Source organism: Erwinia sp. SLM-02 (assembly GCF_037450285.1).
Classification (GTDB): domain Bacteria; phylum Pseudomonadota; class Gammaproteobacteria; order Enterobacterales; family Enterobacteriaceae; genus Erwinia.
On sequence record NZ_JAQISN010000002.1, the window covers coordinates 745,805 to 763,489 of the forward strand.

A 17,685-nucleotide genomic window follows, 5' to 3' on the forward strand; every position below is an offset into this window, starting at 1 on the left:
CTTGCGGAAGCCCCTTTTGTTTCTTTCTTTTTTTAGTTCGCGCTGGGTGTAGGGTCAGCGGCGATGAATACGCTTTGTTTCAATCCAGCCATCCTGACAGAATTTATAAGTAAAAAATATGTTTAATTGCGAATTGCGCTGAATAATGTTTCACGTTGTGATCTAAAGCGCATTCGCCCGTCGCCGATGATTACAACCCGTTGATATCATCAGAATAAACGGTTGCCGTTAGCGCCCGGTTGCTTGATATACGTCCGGTACAGCCACACCGCAGCGACCGCCAGCAGCAGCCAGGGCAACAATTTAATCACAATTGCGAACAGCCCACCGACGAACATCACCAGCGTTGCCACCACCAGTGCCGCCAGGATCCCCAGTATTGAAATACCGGTCAGCATCAACATCAGAAAGAAACCGAGAACAAACAGGATCTCAATCATTGCACACCCCCATCAATAATCACTGGATAAGGTATTACAAGAAGCGTGCCATAACGGAGTTAAAGGTAATTCGTTGAATTTTATCAGGAAGGATTGACCAGACTAAAAAGAGCCTGGTCAATTTAATCAATCTGTGGTCAGGCGTTAACCACGATCTTATCGGCCACCAGCGACAACGCCTGCTCGACCACTTCAACGCCCGCACCGGCTTTGTGCGCGTTTTCACTCAGATAGCGGCGCCACTGGCGCGCACCGGGAATGCCCTGGAACAGACCCAGCATATGGCGAGTGACATGGCCCAGATAGGTGCCCGAAGCCAGCTCACGCTCAATGTAAGGATACATTGCACGAACGACCGCCACGGAATCGGCGACTGGCTGGCTGCTGCCAAACAGCTCGCCGTCAACGTGGGCCAGCAGCCCCGGATTTTGATAGGCTTCACGCCCTACCATAACGCCGTCCAGATGCTGCAGATGGATCTTCGCTTCCGCCAGTGATTTCACGCCGCCGTTCAGCGACATCGTCAGATGGGGGAAGTCACGCTTCAGCTGATAAACCCGCTCGTAGTCCAGCGGTGGAATTTCGCGGTTCTCTTTCGGGCTGAGGCCGGAAAGCCAGGCTTTGCGTGCGTGAATAATAAACGTCTCGCAGCCTCCCTCTTCCGACACCCTGCGGATAAAGTCGCAGAGGAATTCATAGCTGTCCTGGTCATCAATGCCGATGCGGGTTTTCACCGTAACCGGAATCGAGACCACGTCGCGCATGGCTTTGATGCAGTCGGCAACCAGCTGCGCTTCGCCCATCAGGCAGGCGCCAAAGCGACCATTCTGCACGCGGTCTGACGGGCAGCCGACGTTGAGGTTCACTTCGTTGTAGCCGCGCTCTTCCGCCAGCTTCGCGCACTGCGCCAGCGCGGCCGGATCGCTGCCGCCCAGCTGAAGCGCAACCGGCTGCTCCTCCTGGCTGTAGGCCAGATAGTCACCCTTGCCGTGGATAATCGCCCCGGTGGTCACCATTTCGGTGTAAAGCAGGCTCTGACGGGTCAGCTGGCGATGGAAATAACGGCAGTGGCGATCGGTCCAGTCAAGCATCGGAGCGATGGAGAAGCGATGTGCAGGGAATTTTTCGGTCATGAAAAGCGCTAACTCTGTAGTCAGAAATAAAATGGGGTGACGATATTGTGGGCAATGATAGCACGACTGGCAGAGCAGTCCTATTCTCCCGGAATTTCGGGCGATAGAGACGTGGAAACGACGGCAAATTCGGCGTTTTGTGGCAGACGTGATAAAATAACACCTTGATCATGCCTGAGGGAAAACGATGAATATTACCAGTGCCGAAAAAATCCTGTCGCAGGCGGAAGTCATTTGTCAGCAGCGCAGCGTGCGGCTGACCCCGCAGCGTATGGAAGTACTGCGCCTGATGACCGAGCACAACGCTTCAATCAGCGCCTACGATTTGCTGGATTTACTTCGGGCATCTGAACCTCAGGCCAAACCGCCTACCGTTTACCGGGCGCTGGATTTCCTGCTGGAGCAGGGGTTTATTCACCGCGTGGAATCGACCAACAGCTACGTGGTCTGCCATCACTTCGAAGAGCCGTCGCACACTTCCGCGATGCTGATCTGCGATCGCTGCGGTTCAGTGGCCGAGCAGCATGCGGATGGCGTAGAAGAGATCCTTAAAAAGCTGGCGCAGAAAACCGGTTTTACCCTGGCCCACAGCGTGATTGAAGCACACGGTTTTTGCCAGCGGTGCAGCGAAGTGGAAGCCTGTACCCATCAGGATGCCTGCGACCACGACCACAGCGTGCCGGGCAAAAAACGCGGGCGCTGAGCATAAGGCTGTTAAATCAATCAAAAAGCCCTCCAGAGAGGGCTTTTTAGAATACGGCTCTATAACGGTATCAATGATATCAGCTATTATTTTTTGCTACCCAGGCATCTTTCTGAATTGTTTTAATGGTATCTTCAAACTCTTTAGGGAAAACATTACGAACGTAAGCGCGGTCGTCTAAAATCACATCAACCATCTCTTTTATATCCTGATACTGATCGTACTGAGGCATAGTAAAAGTAACGCCATCATGGTCAATTATTGCCGTGCTTTTATCATACCAGTTATAAAAAGCTTCCAGCTGCACATCGTTAAATCCTGTTTTGTACGGCGCCGGATTTATTGTTGATACAGAGATCCCAAAAGGTTTCAATTCCAGTTGTAGCGTTTCGGCAATAGATTCTAATGCATGTTTAGATGCGGTGTAAGCACCCGTAAAGTTAGTTGATAAAAAACCGGCTACAGATGAGACGAAAACAATCCTGCCGCTTTTTCTTTCGGTGAACTTCCTCAGGAAAGCTTTAGTGAATGACAGTGTTCCAAATACGTTAATATCAAATTGCTTTCTGAATACAGAATCAGGCATATCAACGATGGAACCCCCTTCACCGATTCCCGCATTGTTTACTAAAATATCGATATCGAGTTTAGATGCGTAGTTCACATCGATAGGGTCGGTTATATCTACTTTAATAACATTGATTGATACATTATGCTTCGCGGCTTCTTCCCGGAGTGGGTATAACTGGCTTGGCAATTCAACTGCTGCATAGACATTATGCCCTCTTTTCGCCAACTCGATAGAATAGAACTTTCCAAAACCTGTTCCAGCTCCGGTGATCAATATATTTTTCATAATTATTCTCTATTAACATTTAAATATGCATGAAATATTTCAGGGGATATATTTACAGCAAAACCACTGCGATATTCACGATCATATTTTTCCTGGATAAATTAATCTTCACACGATTTTATTTTTCAATAGTTCATACTGCGGGGTGTTGCCCCTGGTTTATATAAAAGTTCAGCGGAATATTTATCCGGAATGAGTAGTAACATCCACTGAATTCTTTAACCAGCGATTATATTTCCGGCACTATCAGAAATACAACCTCCATAGTAATCACAAACCATCAGATATTTTTATCCAAAAGAGCTAAACTTACGGCACTCAACTTAAAACGGACATTAACACACCGAAAAATAACATTTATTATAAACTTTCCAAAAATGAGCTTATAAAAGTTATATTTTAATGTGATTAATATAAAAATAATTAAATATTCACTTCCAGAATAGTGATGTCCCGCATGTGTAGAAAAAACAGGTGGCATCGATGATTATCTCAAGTTCTATCAGGTTGGGGGGCATATCTGACAAGGGTGTGGGATTAATTGGAGGAAGGTCAATAACGGAAGATAAGGAGGCGGTCAACGATGATGCAGAGATTAGCGAAGCTTTGATAACGGTCTGCGATAAAGAGATGACGTGGACTCTGTCCACTGCGTCGCGGTCTGACAATGATTTCGGCTGGGGAGGTATCCGGGTTATTCGCAGCGATTTATTGGGGCGGCACGCTCCGTGTGCCTCAGGGTAGGAGCTTCATCCTGAAAAGACGTGCTTACCAGCGATGGTTGTTGCGGCTTTCCCAGTCGCTCAGTTCCTTCTCGGCCTGATCTTTCTGGTAGCCATAACGTTCCTGAATCTTACCGACCAGCTGGTCGCGTTTACCCTCGACCACCGTCAAATCATCATCGGTGAGCTTGCCCCACTGCTCTTTGACTTTCCCTTTGAACTGCTTCCAGTTGCCGCTGACTTCGTCGTTATTCATAACAGACTCCTTCTGGCTGAGATTAATGGTCTGGAATATTTCTATTCGTCACTCCGCTCAATAACCAGATAATTATCTGACTAAATGCTGAACTTACAGATAATTGTAGTGCAAATTTGGCAACGTGCCGCGAATGGAGCAATCTGCGGGCTGTCAGGGTCGAAGATTTACCGCCGAATACAGAAAAAAGCCTGCCCGTTCAGCAGGCTGACGATGACGACGGAATACGTAAGCAAATATGTCCATCAGCGTGATGAGTCAAACCAGGTGCCGTTACGCCAGTGCCGCTGCCAGATAAACCACAGGCTGATACCGCGCAGCAGCAGGAATACCGTTACCGCCAGCCACAGCCCGTGATTGCCCAGCAGCGGGACGGTAAACAGCGTCAGCCCAAACCCCGCCGCGGCAACCACCATACTGTTGCGCATTTCGCTGGCGCGGGTGGCCCCGATAAACATGCCGTCCAGCAGATAGCAGCCTACGCCGGCCAGCGGCATCAGCACCTGCCACCCTAAATAGCGATCGGCCAGCTCCTGTAGCGGTTCAAGTGAGGTAAGCAGCGCCACGATATGCTCCCCGCCCAGGGCATAAATCAGCGAAAACGCCAGTGCCACAACCCCGGACTGACGGCAGGCAGCGTGCCAGACGCTGAGCAGCTGCTGGCTGTTTCCGGCACCGTAGGCTTCTCCTGAGCAAGCCTCGACCGCATAGGCGAAACCGTCCAGCGCATAGGCGGTGAAGGTCAGAAACATCAGCAGCACCGCATTGACGGCAACAATATCGCTGCCCAGCCGCGCGCCGAAAATCGTCAGTGAGGCAAAGCACACCTGCAGCAGCAGCGAACGCAGCATAATGTCGCGGTTCAACCGCAGCAGGCGTGCCAGATTGCCGCGCCAGGCGTTGAGCAGCAGGCGCAGCGACAGGCCGCGCATCACCATCACCCGCCAGACCAGCAGCAGACCTACCAGCAGACTGACGTATTCCGCAATAGCCGTCGCCGCCGCCGCGCCCTGCACGCCCCACTTCAGGCCGATAACAAACCACAGATCCAGCAGGATATTCACCAGATTGCCCACCACCAGCAGGATCACCGGCGCACGGGCATACTGCACGCCCAGCAGCCAGCCGAGCAGAACCAGGTTTGCCAGCGTGGCGGGCGCACTGAGCCAGCGGATCTGCATAAATAAATCGGCCTGATGCAGCACGTCCTCGCTGCCGCCGGTCAATCCCAACGCCAGATGGGTCAGCGGCGCTTTCAGCACAATAAACGTGATGCCGGCCAGCAGTGCCAGCAGCAGCGGCTGCATTAGCGCCCGCGCCAGAGCGAGCTTGTCGTTTGCGCCAAACGCCTGTGCGGTCAGCCCGGTGGTGCTCATGCGTAAGAACAGCAGCAGCATAAACAGGAAGCTGGTGATAGTCGTACCAATCGCCACGCCGCCGAGGTAGGTCGGGCTATCAAGATGGCCAATAACGGCAGTATCAACCAGCCCGAGCAGCGGCACGGTAATATTGGAGAGGATCATCGGCAGCGCCAGCCGCCAGAGATTTTTATCGGCAGCCGTCAGCAGTCGCATCGTGTTTCAACCGGAAGCAGGGAGTGATTAGAGATCGCAAAAACGCGCCGCAGAGGGCGACGCGTCATATTCGGTGGGGGATTACAGCCAGTTGCCGTTGCGGATAACACCGACGGCCAGGCCTTCAATGGTCAGCGTCTGCTGACGCAGATCGACAACAATCGGCTGAAACTCACTGTTTTCCGGCAGCAGATGAACGATGTTCCCCTGCTTCTTCAGGCGCTTAACGGTCACTTCGTCATCAATACGCGCTACGACCACCTGGCCGTTACGCACGTCTTCCGTTTTGTGAACCGCCAGCAGATCGCCGTCCATAATGCCGATATCCTTCATCGACATGCCGCTGACGCGCAGCAGGAAATCGGCGTTGGGCTTGAACAGTTCCGGGTCAACCGAGTAGTGCCCTTCGATATGCTGTTCGGCCAGCAGGGGTTCGCCAGCGGCAACGCGGCCAATCAGCGGCAGGCCGTCGGCCTCTTCCATCATCAGGCGAATACCGCGAGATGCGCCGGAAACGATCTCGATCACGCCCTTCCTGGCCAGCGCCTTCAGGTGTTCTTCAGCAGCATTTGGGGAACGGAAGCCGAGCTGCGAGGCGATTTCTGCCCGCGTCGGCGGCATACCGGTCTGGTTAATGTGGTCGCGAATCAGGTCGTAAACCTGCTGCTGCCGTGCCGTTAGTGCTTTCATCCCGCCCCCTGGTTGTTTATACAGTCGACTGTGAGTATATACAGGTATTTGCGTGTTGAAAACCCAAAGCTGGCTAAAAAACAGCAGTTTGTTGAATTTTGGAAAACCTATCGCAAATGTGAAATCAGCAGCATTACCCACACGAAAATTGCCAATAAGATACTGAGCAAGACGGCAGCAGAGCCCATGTCTTTGGCCCGACCGGCCAGCGGATGAATCTCCGTGCCGATACGGTCAACGACGGCCTCAATGGCGCTGTTGAGGATTTCGACGATAATCACCATCACCACCGAGCCGATCAGCAGCACGCGGGTAACGGCGTCGACGTCCAGCCAGCAGGCAATAAGAATGGCGATAATAGCGGCGACCGCTTCCTGGCGAAATGCCGCTTCATGTTGCCAGGCAGCACGTATACCTTTCCAGGAATAGCCTGCTGCTTTTACAATTCGAGTCAGTCCGGTGGCGTTATTTGCCATGTTCAGGGAACCCTTTGGAAAGTTAAACGTCAATGAGAGGGTGTAGCACATTTTGCAACACCACAGATTCTGTTAGCGCTTTCTGGTATGCTTGCGGCGCTTTGCTAACAAGAGGCTTCATGTTGTCTATGTCAGGTTGGCGTAATTTATATTATAAACTGTTGAATCTGCCAGTGAAATTCCTGGTAAAAAGTAAGGCAATCCCGGCTGAACCGGTTGCCGAACTCGGGCTTGATACCTCACGCCCTATTATGTATGTGCTGCCTTATGATTCAAAGGCCGATCTCCTTGCTCTGCGCGAACAGTGCCGCAAACAGGATCTCCCCGATCCCCTGCACCCACTGGAGATCGACGGCACCGTGCTGCCCCGTTATGTGTTTATCCATGACGGCCCGCGCGTATTCCCCTATTTCGTCCCGAATGTTGAGTCGGTCAAGCTGTTCCATGACTATCTGGATCTGCACCGTAACCATCCCGATCTGGACGTGCAGATGGTGCCGGTCTCGGTGATGTTTGGCCGTGCCCCGGGGCGCGAAGTGCAGGGCGTTGAGCAGCCGCATCTGCGCGTGCTGAACGGCATCCAGAAGTTCTTCGCGGTGATCTGGCTGGGCCGCGACAGCTTTGTGCGCTTCTCGCCTATCGTTTCTCTGCGCCGCATGGCAACCGAACACGGTACCGATAAAACCATCGCCCAGAAGCTGGCGCGCGTGGCGCGTATGCACTTCGCCCGCCAGCGTCTGGCCGCCGTCGGCCCGCGCCTGCCGGTGCGTCAGGATCTGTTCAATAAGCTCCTGCAGTCCAAAGCCATCGCCAAAGCGGTGGAAGATGAAGCGCGCAGCAAGAAAATCTCCCATGAGAAGGCCCAGCAGAATGCCGTTGAGCTGATGGAAGAGATTGCGGCTAACTTCTCTTACGAGGCTATTCGCCTGACCGATCGCGTGATGGGCTGGACCTGGAGCAAGCTGTATCAGGGCCTGAACGTCAGCGGCGGCGAACGCGTGCGCCAGCTGGCGCAGGACGGGCACGAGATTGTCTATGTTCCCTGCCACCGCAGCCATATGGACTATCTGCTGCTCTCCTACGTGCTTTATCACCAGGGGCTGGTACCGCCGCATATTGCCGCCGGGATCAACCTGAACTTCTGGCCTGCCGGCCCGATCTTCCGCCGTCTGGGTGCCTTCTTTATTCGCCGTACCTTTAAGGGCAACAAGCTCTACTCCACGGTGTTCCGCGAATACCTGGGCGAGCTGTTTACCCGCGGCTATTCGGTTGAATACTTCGTGGAAGGGGGCCGTTCGCGCACCGGACGCCTGCTCGATCCGAAAACCGGCACGCTGTCGATGACCATTCAGGCCATGCTGCGCGGCGGCAACCGTCCAATCACGCTGGTGCCTATCTACATCGGCTACGAGCACGTGATGGAAGTGGCCACCTATGCGAAAGAGCTGCGTGGTGCGACCAAAGAGAAAGAAGGCTTTATGTCGATGGTTCGCGGCCTGCGCAAGCTGCGCAACCTCGGCCAGGGCTATGTTAACTTTGGCGAGCCTCTGCCGCTGGTCGCCTATCTGAATCAGCGCGTGCCGGAATGGCGTGATTCTATCGACCCGATCGAGGCCCAGCGCCCGGCGTGGCTGACCCCGGCGGTGAACGATATCGCCCAGAAGGTCATGGTGCGTATCAACAATGCCGGTGCCGCGAACGCCATCAACCTGTGCGTCACGGCGCTGCTGGCATCGCGCCAGCGTTCGATGACCCGCGAACAGCTGACCGAACAGCTGGACTGTTATATGCAGCTGCTGCGCAACGTGCCCTACTCCAGCGACTCTACGGTGCCGGACGTCAGCGCTGAAGCCCTGCTGGAACATGCACTGAGCATGAACAAGTTCGAGCTGGAACAGGACAGCATCGGTGAGATCGTCATTCTGCCGCGCGAGCAGGCGGTACTGATGACTTATTACCGCAACAACATTCACCACATGCTGGTGATGCCGTCGCTTATCGCCGCCATCCTGATGCAGCATCGTGAAGTGAGCCGCGAGGAGCTGCTGCGCCAGGTCAGCGTGGTTTATCCAATGCTGAAAAGCGAGCTGTTCCTGCGCTGGGAAACCAGCGAGCTGCCTGCGGTGCTGGATGCACTGGTGGCGGAAATGGCACGTCAGGGGCTGCTGCTGGCCGAAGAGAACAGCCTGCGCCTGACGCCGGGCCGCTTCCGCACGCTGCAGCTGCTGGCCGCTGGCGTGCGTGAAACCCTGCAACGCTATGCCATTACTTTCTCTATTCTCAGCGCTAACCCGGCGATTAACCGCGGTACGCTGGAGAAGGAGAGCCGGACCATGGCTCAGCGCCTGTCGGTGCTGCACGGCATCAATGCCCCTGAGTTCTTTGATAAAGCGGTGTTCACCTCGCTGGTGCTGACGCTGCGCGACGAAGGCTACATCAGTGATTCCGGCGATGCGCAGGTTGAGCAGACCCAGAAGGTTTATCAGCTGCTGGCTGAGCTGGTGACGCAGGATGTTCGCATGACGATTGAGAGTGCCGTCGCACACGATTGAACAAGCCGGTAGGTTTGAGCATAAAAAAAGGGGCAGACCACAAGGTCGCCCCTTTTTTATTATGTGAAAACGTCTTCTGCCGTGCGATCGGCTGCTTTGCTGCTGGCCTGCACCCGCCCCATAGCCACGCAGAATAACTGCTGTTACCAGATGCTCAGCGCAATCCCGACAAACAGCACCAGCCCAACATAGTTGTTGTTCAGAAACGCCTGGAAGCACTTATCGCGCTGACGATCGGCAATCAGCTTCTGCTGGTGAATAAACAGCACTGCGGCCAGTAAAAGCCCCCAGTAGAAAATACCGCCTAAACCACTCAGCCAGCCGGTCAGCGCCAGCAGGACCAGCGTCGCCAGCTGCAGCAGCCCGATAATCAGCTTATCCTGGCGACCAAACAGAATCGCCGTCGACTTCACGCCGATCTTCAGGTCATCGTCGCGGTCAACCATCGCATACTGTGTGTCGTACGCCACCGTCCAGCAGATATTGGCCAGGAACAGCAGCCAGCAGGTTAACGGCAGGGTTTCGTTTACCGCCGCCCAGCCCATCGGAATAGCCCAGCCGAACGCCGCGCCCAGCACCACCTGCGGCAGGTGGGTGTAGCGCTTCATAAACGGATACATCCACGCCAGCAGCAGCCCGCCCAGCGACAGCCAGATAGTCATGCTGTTCATGGTCAGCACCAGCAGGAAGGAAACCAACACCAGGCCGATAAACAGGACTTTGGCTTCATTGCTGGTGACGGCACCGCTCGGCAGCGGGCGTCCTCGTGTGCGTTTTACATGGCCGTCAATTTTGCGGTCGGCAAAATCATTGACCACGCAGCCTGCCGCACGCATGAAAATCACGCCGAGTACGAAAACTATCAGCACGTTAAGCGGCGGCACTTTCATCCCCGCCAGCCACAGCGCCCACAGGGTCGGCCACAGCAGCAGCAGCGTGCCAATCGGTTTATCAACCCGCATCAGGCGGATATAGGCAGAAAGCTTACTCATTTGCAGACTGGTCTCCACGCTACTGATTCTCCTCAGCGTTCGGATGGGCATACAGGGGAGATGCCGGTAAAAACAGTTCCGTCAGCAGCAGCGGTTTATCCGACAGGCGCAGGCGCGAGCGCCGCGCCCACAGATTTCCGCTGCGGCCAACGTCAATAAAATCGCGGGTTAACGTCGAGCTGGCAAACAGATAGCGCCCGAGGGGCACGGTGCCCAGCTGCTGCAGCTTCTGCTCCGGGCCGATCAGGGTGGATTCCGGCACCAGCGTGCGTGCCACCAGCCAGGGGATACCGTCGCCACAGAGTTCGATTTCCCGCAGCCAGAAACGGGGGTCAGCGGGCAGCAGTTCAGCATCGCTTCCGGCCTCGTGGGCCGCAATAAACCCTTCGCGCAGCAGGTTGACGGTCACCTGCTGACAGTGGCGTTCAAAACGCCGGGTCATCGAGTCTTCTTCCATCAGCCAGTCGAGCAGGGAAGCGGTTAACAGGGGCGATGATTCGGGTAGCCAGTCGATAGCGCGCAACAGCGGCAGCGCGTTCTCAGCCATAGCACTTCTCCGCAAAAAATTCAGAAGCAGAGTGTAACGCAGACACCGGAGCCAAACCTATCAAAGCGGGGCAATTACGCAGAAATTTATGGGTAGCACGGCAGGAAGGAAAAAAGGTGCGCCGCACGGCGCACCAGTCATGGAGCCAGCCCAGCAATATGGGGATGTTATCCCTTGCCTTTCACACTGCTGATAAAGGTTTGCCGCGCCGATGTGGAGCCCAGACGCTCGGCTTCATTCATCAGTCGCAGCGCTTTGTCGATATCACCCGCCTTCGCCGCCTGGCGGATGCCCTGGTTGAAGTACGTTTCGGTGTCGCTCAGCATCGGCTCCGCTTTCGCTGCAGGAGCCGCTGGCGCTGGCGCAGCGGCGACCGCTGCCGGTGCGGCCGTACTGCCGACGACCACCGGCTGCGGCTGCGGCTGGTTAAACACCTGGCCGATCATCACGTTGCCGCTGCCCTGCTCCGCTTTCACCTTCAGCGTAATCTGGCCGTCGCTCACATGGGTGGCAACCGGATCGGGGATGGACGGCACGGCATTACCCACGCCTTCAGCGTAGGCCTTCGCCGGGTTTTTCAGCTGGGTGGTGGTGGTCAGATCCTGGCGGGTGGTGTACACCAGCAGGTAAATCTGTTTTTGCCCCAGCGCCGGGGTCAGCTTGAGCGTTCCTTCCAGCCGATCCTGCGAGACAACGCCGGGTTTCTGATACGGGAAATAGCTGCCGGGATAGAAGGCAGCCGGGCGCATTTGTTCGTCCAGTACCAGGACGTTTGGCACATAGACGCGGCGATCTTTCACCACGCTGGTCAGCGATATTTCCAGCGAGCCGCGATCGGCAGGCAGTGTCACGGCCGCAACCGGGCCGGTAATTTCCCCCTGATTCAGGCTCTGTGAGGAAGCGTTCAGTGCAATGTCGTTACTGGCCGGTGGTGTGATCGGCAGCCAGGAGAGGCGCTGCAGTGCGGAGGCCGGAATGGCCGGGGCCACCGCCACGTTCTGTGGCGAAGTAAAGGTTGCCGCCGTAGCGGGCAGGATCGATGCGGAAGCCAGTCCCGCGAGCAGGCAGAGTGACAGCAGATTTTTTTTCATTTTATGTTCCTTAAACGGGCCACCCCGATCCCGCCAGGCAATGCAGTTTCGGGGCTAAAAAGATACGGGCGGACCTGAGCTGGCCCGCCCGCGACTGGCTGTTACCACCAGGCTTCCATCTGTACGCCGAAGCTGACCTCATCGTCGTTACCGCGGCTGAAGGTTTTGGCGCTGGTATCGCTGTAGGCGGTGCCGGAGGTGTAACCGGTGTCGTCAGAGGTGGCGTAGCCCCACTTCTCATCCCACTTGGCGTAGGTGGCAAACACGCGGATCGCCGGGCGCGACCAGATGCTGTCACCGGCCTGCCACTGCTGGGCCAGGGTCACTTTATACTGGCTGTTGCGCTCGCCGGTTTCCTGCGACTTCACGTTGTCGTAGCCCACTTCCAGCAGGGTGCTCATGATCGGCGTCCATTTGTACATCGGGCGCACGCCGGCGGTGTACCAGGTGGTGCCGTTTTTATTGTCGCGATCCAGGTCCTGGAACATGGCGACGTACATCAGGCCCCACTTGTCGTTAAAGTCCAGCGCACCGTGGTCGATCACGCGAAGCATGTGACCGTTGTTATCGATGCTCGAACCTTCTGAGCGGCCGTTACGCTGGGAGGTCAGCGCATCGGTGGCGTACTGCACGACAAACTTGTTGTAGCCGTTGTAGATGGTCTGGGTATGTTCACCCGTCACCATCCAGCCATCTTTGGTGGCGCCGTCCGCCAGAGAATAGCCGTCCTGCACGTTAGCGCGGCCGTAATCAACGCCCAGCTCCAGCACACCGCCCGGGTTCACGTTCAGCTCGGCCACGCGCACGTCGAAGGTGTCGTTTACGGTCGGAACCTGTTTCTGCTGGTTATCGATAAAGCCGTAGGAGCCGCCCGCTTCACCGTTGCGGGTCACCGCCATGGACAGTTTACCCGCGCCCAGATCGATGTTTTCCACACCTGCACCCGGACCGGAGATGTCCCAGTAGTAGAAGTCGATCATATGAACATCGTGACGCTGGTAGAAGCGCTTACCGGCCCACAGGGTTGAACCTGGCAGCCAGTCGATCAGGTTTTTACCCTGAATGTTCACCTCACGAAAGCCCGGGTCGACGCTTTCGAAATCTGAACGCTGAGAAACGGCATACGCCAGGTTAGTATCGAAGTAGAAGCTCTTGTCGCCTTCTTTCCACAGTTCCTGACCCAGTTTCAGTTCCGCATAGGTTTCACATTCGTTACCCAGACGGTATTTACTGTTGGCACCGGTCGCCTGAAAACACTGCTGCTCGCCGCCGCTACCGGTCCAGCCGATACCCGAACGCGCATAGCCTTTAAAATCGACCGCTGCCGCCTGGCCGGAGATGGCCATCGCAATGGCCACTGCCAGAGGATATTTCAGCTTAATCATTATTGTGCTCCTGTTATCACTGCTTTAGCTGGAGTGCTTCTACACCCGGTTCCTGATGCAGCCGACGGCAGGCGCTTCCATCCTCACGGAACAGATGGCAGCGCTGCGGCGGCAGGCCGATGGCGTAATGGGCACCTTCTTCTACCAGCACCACGTCATTCTGGCGGTAAACCAGGTTTTGACGCAGGGCGGGGATTTGGATATGAATCTGGGTTTCGTGACCGAGCTGTTCGACAACCTGCACCACGCCGGAGAGACTGACGTCAGCGACATCGCTGGGCAGCAGATGTTCGGGACGAATGCCGAGCGACATATTGCTGCCGGGCTGGACGTCTGCGCTGTCTACCGGCAGCCAGATCTGCTGGCGATTCGGCAGCTCAACCTGGACCTGGTCGATCGCGGTGGCGGTGACTTTGACCGGCAGGAAATTCATCTTTGGCGAGCCGATAAAACCGGCAACAAAGCGGTTGGCAGGATAGTGATACAGCTCCAGCGGTTTACCGACCTGGGCAATGCGTCCCCCTTCCAGCACCACGATTTTGTCGGCCAGGGTCATCGCCTCGACCTGATCGTGGGTGACGTAAATCATCGTGCGCTGAAGGCGCTTGTGCAGGCGGGAGATCTCGATGCGCATCTGCACACGCAGTGCGGCGTCAAGGTTGGACAGCGGTTCATCGAGTAAAAATACCTGTGGCTCCGCCACCAGCGTACGGCCTATTGCCACGCGCTGGCGCTGGCCGCCGGAGAGCGCTTTAGGCTGCCGGTCCAGCAAGTGGGCCAGCTGCAGCACCTCGGCCACTTTATTCACCCGCTGCTGGATTTCGGCTTTCGCCACCCCGGCCAGCTTGAGGCCAAAGGACATATTTTCCGCGACGGTAAGGTGGGGATAGAGGGCGTAGGACTGGAACACCATGCCGACACCGCGACCGGCAGGAGGAACGTCATTCATCCGGCGATCGCCAATCAGCAGTTCGCCCGACGTGATCTCTTCCAGCCCGGCAATCATGCGCAGCAGCGTTGACTTGCCACAGCCTGACGGCCCCACGAACACCACGAACTCCCCTTCGGCAATCGTCAGGTCAATCGCATCTGATACCACCACGTCACCCCATGCTTTGGTGACATTATTCAGCACCACGCTGGCCATCCGCTTCTCCCGTCCACTGACTGTTGATGGCCGGAGTGTGCGGCAGCGCGGGGAAAGGTAACTCCTCCACCGCTGGATTTTTTATGGGGGAGGAGAAAGGAGGATGAGAAAAACGCACCCGCCATCAGCCATCGGCTCGGCAGGTGAATTTCGTGACGGCGCTGGCAAAAATAACGGGTGTTTTTTGTGGTCGGGAACGCAGAAATGGATTTTTTGTTAATCCGGTCACAGAAAGTGATTGGGGGGAGTAGAGCCGGGGATGACGCAGTTCTCCTTGCTTAACAGCAGACTGCAGGCACATCCCGACTTCATACCCTTAGAGGAACGAATAATGGCGAAGTTCAGATTAGCGAGTAAAACACTGTTGCTGTATACCCTTTCCAGCCTGTTGCTCCCTGCGCTGGCGCAGGCAAAGATTGAAGAAGGCAAGCTGGTTATCTGGATCAACGGCGACAAGGGCTATAACGGCCTGGCGGAAGTCGGTAAAAAGTTTGAGCAGGATACCGGCATCAAAGTGTCGGTAGAGCATCCGGATAAACTGGAAGAGAAGTACCCGCAGGTCGCCGCAACCGGTGACGGCCCGGATATTATTTTCTGGGCGCACGATCGCTTCGGCGGCTATGCCCAGTCCGGCCTGCTGGCCGAAGTGTCCCCGGATAAAGCCTTCCAGGACAAGCTCTATCCCTTCACCTGGGACGCGGTGCGCTACAACGGCAAGCTGATCGGCTATCCGATCGCCGCCGAAGCGCTGTCGCTGATTTATAACAAAGACCTGCTGCCCGAGCCGCCAAAAACCTGGGAAGAGATCCCGGCGCTGGATAAAAAGCTGAAGGCCAAAGGCAAAAGCGCCATCATGTTTAACCTTCAGGAACCCTACTTCACCTGGCCGCTCACCGCCGCCAACGGCGGCTATGCCTTTAAAAAACTCGCCGACGGCAGCTATGACCTGAAGGATGTTGGCGTGGCCAATAAAGGTTCGCAGGAAGGATTACAGTTCCTCGTCGATCTGATTAAGAACAAGCATCTGAATGCCGATACCGACTTTGCCATTGCCGAAGCGGCCTTTAACAAGGGCGAAACCGCAATGACCATCAACGGCCCGTGGGCGTGGGGCAATATCGAGAGTGCGAAGATTAACTACGGCGTGACCCTGCTGCCAACCTTCAAAGGCCAGCCGTCGAAACCGTTCGTGGGCGTGCTGAGCGCGGGCATTAATGCCGCCAGCCCGAATAAGGAGCTGGCGAAAGAGTTCCTGGAAAACTACCTGCTGACCGATGACGGCCTGGCGAAGGTCAATGCCGATAAGCCGCTGGGTGCGGTGGCGCTGAAGTCGATGCAGGAGAAGCTGGCGAAGGATCCGAAGATTGCCGCCACCATGGAGAACTCGCAGAAGGGTGAAGTGATGCCAAACGTGCCGCAGATGAGCGCCTTCTGGTATGCGGAACGCACCGCGGTGCTGAACGCGATCAACGGCCGCCAGACGGTCGATGCCGCGCTGAAAGACGCCCAGGCACGTATCACTAAATAATCCCCGTTGTCTGCCAGGCGGGCGGAAACGCCCGTCGCTGCTGTAAGGAATTTCTATGGCGAACGTTGCCGGTAAGCATGGCCTGAAGTGGCTGATCGTTACCCTGTTTGCGCTGTTTACCGGCTACCTCGTGGTGCTGATGTATGCGCAGGGTGAAGTGTTGTTCGCCGCGCTGACGCTGATTGTACTCAGCGTTGGGCTGGTGATTTTTGCTCAGCGTCGGGCCAGCGCCTGGCGTTATGTGTACCCGGGACTGGCGGGCATGGCGCTGTTTGTCCTCTTCCCGCTGGCGGCGACCATCGCCATTTCTTTTACCAATTACAGCAGTACCAACCAGCTGACCTTTGAACGGGCGCAGACGGTGCTGCTGGACCGCCAGTATCAGGCTGGAGAGCGCTATAACTTCAATCTGTGGCCGCAGGGCAGTCAGTGGGTCCTGCAGCTGACCGCCGACGGCAAGCCCGGCTATCTCTCCGAGCCGTTCAGCTTCGACGATAAAACGCCACAGACCCTGACGCTGAAAGAGAGCGCGGAAACCCCGCAGGGCGAGCGCGCGATGCTGCGCGTGGTGACCCAAAACCGTCAGGCGCTGGGGCTGATTACCGCCACCCTGCCCGACGGCAGCAGCGTGCGGATGAGCTCGCTGCGCCAGTTCTCCGGGACGCAGCCGCTGTATAAGCTGGCGGCGGACGGCAGCCTGGCCAATCAGCAAACCGGCACGGTTTACTGGCCGAACGATGAGATTGGTTTCTATCAGGCGAAGGATGCCAGCCAGCAGTGGAGCGGCGATCGGCTCAGCCCCGGCTATACGGTGAGCATCGGCTGGAAAAACTTCCTGCGGGTGATGACCGACGACGGTATTCAGAAACCCTTTATCGGCATCTTTATCTGGACGGTGGTGTTCGCGCTGCTGACGGTGATCCTGACCACGGCGGTGGGGATGGTGCTGGCCTGTCTGATGCAGTGGGAGGCGTTGAAAGGGCGTGCGGTTTACCGTCTGCTGCTGATCCTGCCTTACGCGGTGCCGGCCTTTATCTCTATCCTGATTTTCAAGGGGCTGTTTAACCAGAGCTTCGGCGAAATCAACATCATGCTTAACGCCCTGTTTGGCCTGAAGCCCGCCTGGTTCAGCGACCCGACGCTGGCACGCAGCATGCTGGTGGTGGTCAATACCTGGCTCGGCTATCCCTACATGATGATTTTGTGCATGGGGCTGCTGAAGGCGATACCGGACGATCTGTATGAGGCCTCGGCGCTGGACGGTGCCACCACGGTACAGAATTTCTTCCGCATCACGCTGCCGCTGCTGCTGAAGCCGCTGGCACCGCTGATGATCGCCAGCTTCGCCTTTAACTTTAATAACTTCGTCCTGATCCAGCTGCTGACCAACGGTGGACCCGATCGCCTTGGCACCACCACGCCGGCGGGCTATACCGACCTGCTGGTCAGCTATACCTGGCGCATCGCCTTTGAGGGCGGCGGCGGGCAGGACTTCGGCCTGGCGGCGGCCATTGCCACGCTGATATTCCTTTTGGTAGGCGGCCTGGCGGTGCTGAACCTGAAAGCCACCCGCATCAAAGTCGACTGAGGTAA

General features: G+C 56.2%; 16 protein-coding genes. 4 read left to right on the forward strand and 12 right to left on the reverse strand.

Going from position 1 to position 17,685, the window contains the following annotated elements; all coding sequences use genetic code 11:
* Positions 1-209 precede the first annotated feature (209 nt).
* A complete protein-coding gene (pspG, locus tag PGH32_RS16575) occupies positions 210-440 on the reverse strand; it encodes an envelope stress response protein PspG (protein WP_314417300.1) in 231 nt (76 codons plus the stop codon).
* A 137-nt stretch (positions 441-577) separates the two neighbouring features.
* A complete protein-coding gene (gene dusA / locus PGH32_RS16580; RefSeq protein WP_337894602.1) occupies positions 578-1,573 on the reverse strand; it encodes a tRNA dihydrouridine(20/20a) synthase DusA in 996 nt (331 codons plus the stop codon).
* Positions 1,574-1,766: 193 nt separating this feature from the next.
* Between dusA and zur the strand changes: the two genes are divergently transcribed.
* A complete protein-coding gene (gene zur / locus PGH32_RS16585; protein ID WP_314418077.1) occupies positions 1,767-2,276 on the forward strand; it encodes a zinc uptake transcriptional repressor Zur in 510 nt (169 codons plus the stop codon).
* Positions 2,277-2,355: 79 nt separating this feature from the next.
* Here zur and PGH32_RS16590 read toward each other — a convergent pair whose 3' ends face one another.
* The 5 genes from PGH32_RS16590 to PGH32_RS16610 all read right to left on the reverse strand — a co-directional run bounded on the left by PGH32_RS16590 (position 2,356) and on the right by PGH32_RS16610 (position 6,850).
* Complete coding sequence (locus PGH32_RS16590; protein WP_314417294.1) at positions 2,356-3,132, reverse strand: SDR family oxidoreductase; 777 nt, start codon at positions 3,130-3,132, stop codon at positions 2,356-2,358.
* Positions 3,133-3,900: 768 nt separating this feature from the next.
* Entirely contained in the window at positions 3,901-4,110 is a 210-nt protein-coding gene (locus PGH32_RS16595; RefSeq protein WP_314417291.1) for a CsbD family protein, read from the reverse strand.
* A 245-nt stretch (positions 4,111-4,355) separates the two neighbouring features.
* Complete coding sequence (dinF, locus tag PGH32_RS16600) at positions 4,356-5,684, reverse strand: MATE family efflux transporter DinF (protein ID WP_314417289.1); 1,329 nt, start codon at positions 5,682-5,684, stop codon at positions 4,356-4,358.
* Between the two features lie 81 nt (positions 5,685-5,765).
* Positions 5,766-6,374 (reverse strand): transcriptional repressor LexA, encoded by a 609-nt coding sequence (lexA, locus tag PGH32_RS16605; protein WP_264545175.1) that lies wholly within the window; start codon positions 6,372-6,374, stop codon positions 5,766-5,768.
* Positions 6,375-6,481: 107 nt separating this feature from the next.
* On the reverse strand, positions 6,482-6,850 hold the full coding sequence (locus PGH32_RS16610; protein WP_314417285.1) for a diacylglycerol kinase: 369 nt from the start codon (positions 6,848-6,850) through the stop codon (positions 6,482-6,484).
* 128 nt (positions 6,851-6,978) lie between these two features.
* Here PGH32_RS16610 and plsB point away from each other — a divergent pair, with 128 nt between their 5' ends.
* Entirely contained in the window at positions 6,979-9,402 is a 2,424-nt protein-coding gene (gene plsB / locus PGH32_RS16615) for a glycerol-3-phosphate 1-O-acyltransferase PlsB (protein ID WP_337894644.1), read from the forward strand.
* Between the two features lie 143 nt (positions 9,403-9,545).
* Here the strand turns inward: plsB and ubiA are convergent, their stop codons facing one another.
* The 5 genes from ubiA to malK all read right to left on the reverse strand — a co-directional run bounded on the left by ubiA (position 9,546) and on the right by malK (position 14,564).
* Entirely contained in the window at positions 9,546-10,394 is an 849-nt protein-coding gene (ubiA, locus tag PGH32_RS16620) for a 4-hydroxybenzoate octaprenyltransferase (protein ID WP_443112795.1), read from the reverse strand.
* A gap of 19 nt (positions 10,395-10,413) precedes the next feature.
* Positions 10,414-10,941, reverse strand: coding sequence for a chorismate lyase (gene ubiC, locus PGH32_RS16625; RefSeq protein WP_337894604.1), 528 nt, complete (start codon positions 10,939-10,941; stop codon positions 10,414-10,416).
* Between the two features lie 167 nt (positions 10,942-11,108).
* Positions 11,109-12,032, reverse strand: a complete 924-nt coding sequence (gene malM, locus PGH32_RS16630) for a maltose operon protein MalM (RefSeq protein ID WP_314417276.1) — start codon at positions 12,030-12,032, stop codon at positions 11,109-11,111.
* Positions 12,033-12,133: 101 nt separating this feature from the next.
* Positions 12,134-13,417 carry a maltoporin gene (locus PGH32_RS16635; RefSeq protein ID WP_123332022.1) on the reverse strand — a complete coding sequence of 428 codons (1,284 nt, stop codon included), beginning with the start codon at positions 13,415-13,417 and terminating at the stop codon, positions 12,134-12,136.
* 16 nt (positions 13,418-13,433) lie between these two features.
* A complete protein-coding gene (malK, locus tag PGH32_RS16640; protein ID WP_205065665.1) occupies positions 13,434-14,564 on the reverse strand; it encodes a maltose/maltodextrin ABC transporter ATP-binding protein MalK in 1,131 nt (376 codons plus the stop codon).
* Positions 14,565-14,895: 331 nt separating this feature from the next.
* Here malK and malE point away from each other — a divergent pair, with 331 nt between their 5' ends.
* Positions 14,896-16,092 carry a maltose/maltodextrin ABC transporter substrate-binding protein MalE gene (gene malE / locus PGH32_RS16645; protein WP_337894605.1) on the forward strand — a complete coding sequence of 399 codons (1,197 nt, stop codon included), beginning with the start codon at positions 14,896-14,898 and terminating at the stop codon, positions 16,090-16,092.
* A 55-nt stretch (positions 16,093-16,147) separates the two neighbouring features.
* The gene (gene malF, locus PGH32_RS16650; protein ID WP_337894606.1) at positions 16,148-17,680 is read left to right on the forward strand and encodes a maltose ABC transporter permease MalF; all 1,533 of its coding nucleotides are present in this window, start codon (positions 16,148-16,150) and stop codon (positions 17,678-17,680) included.
* Positions 17,681-17,685: the final 5 nt, after the last annotated feature.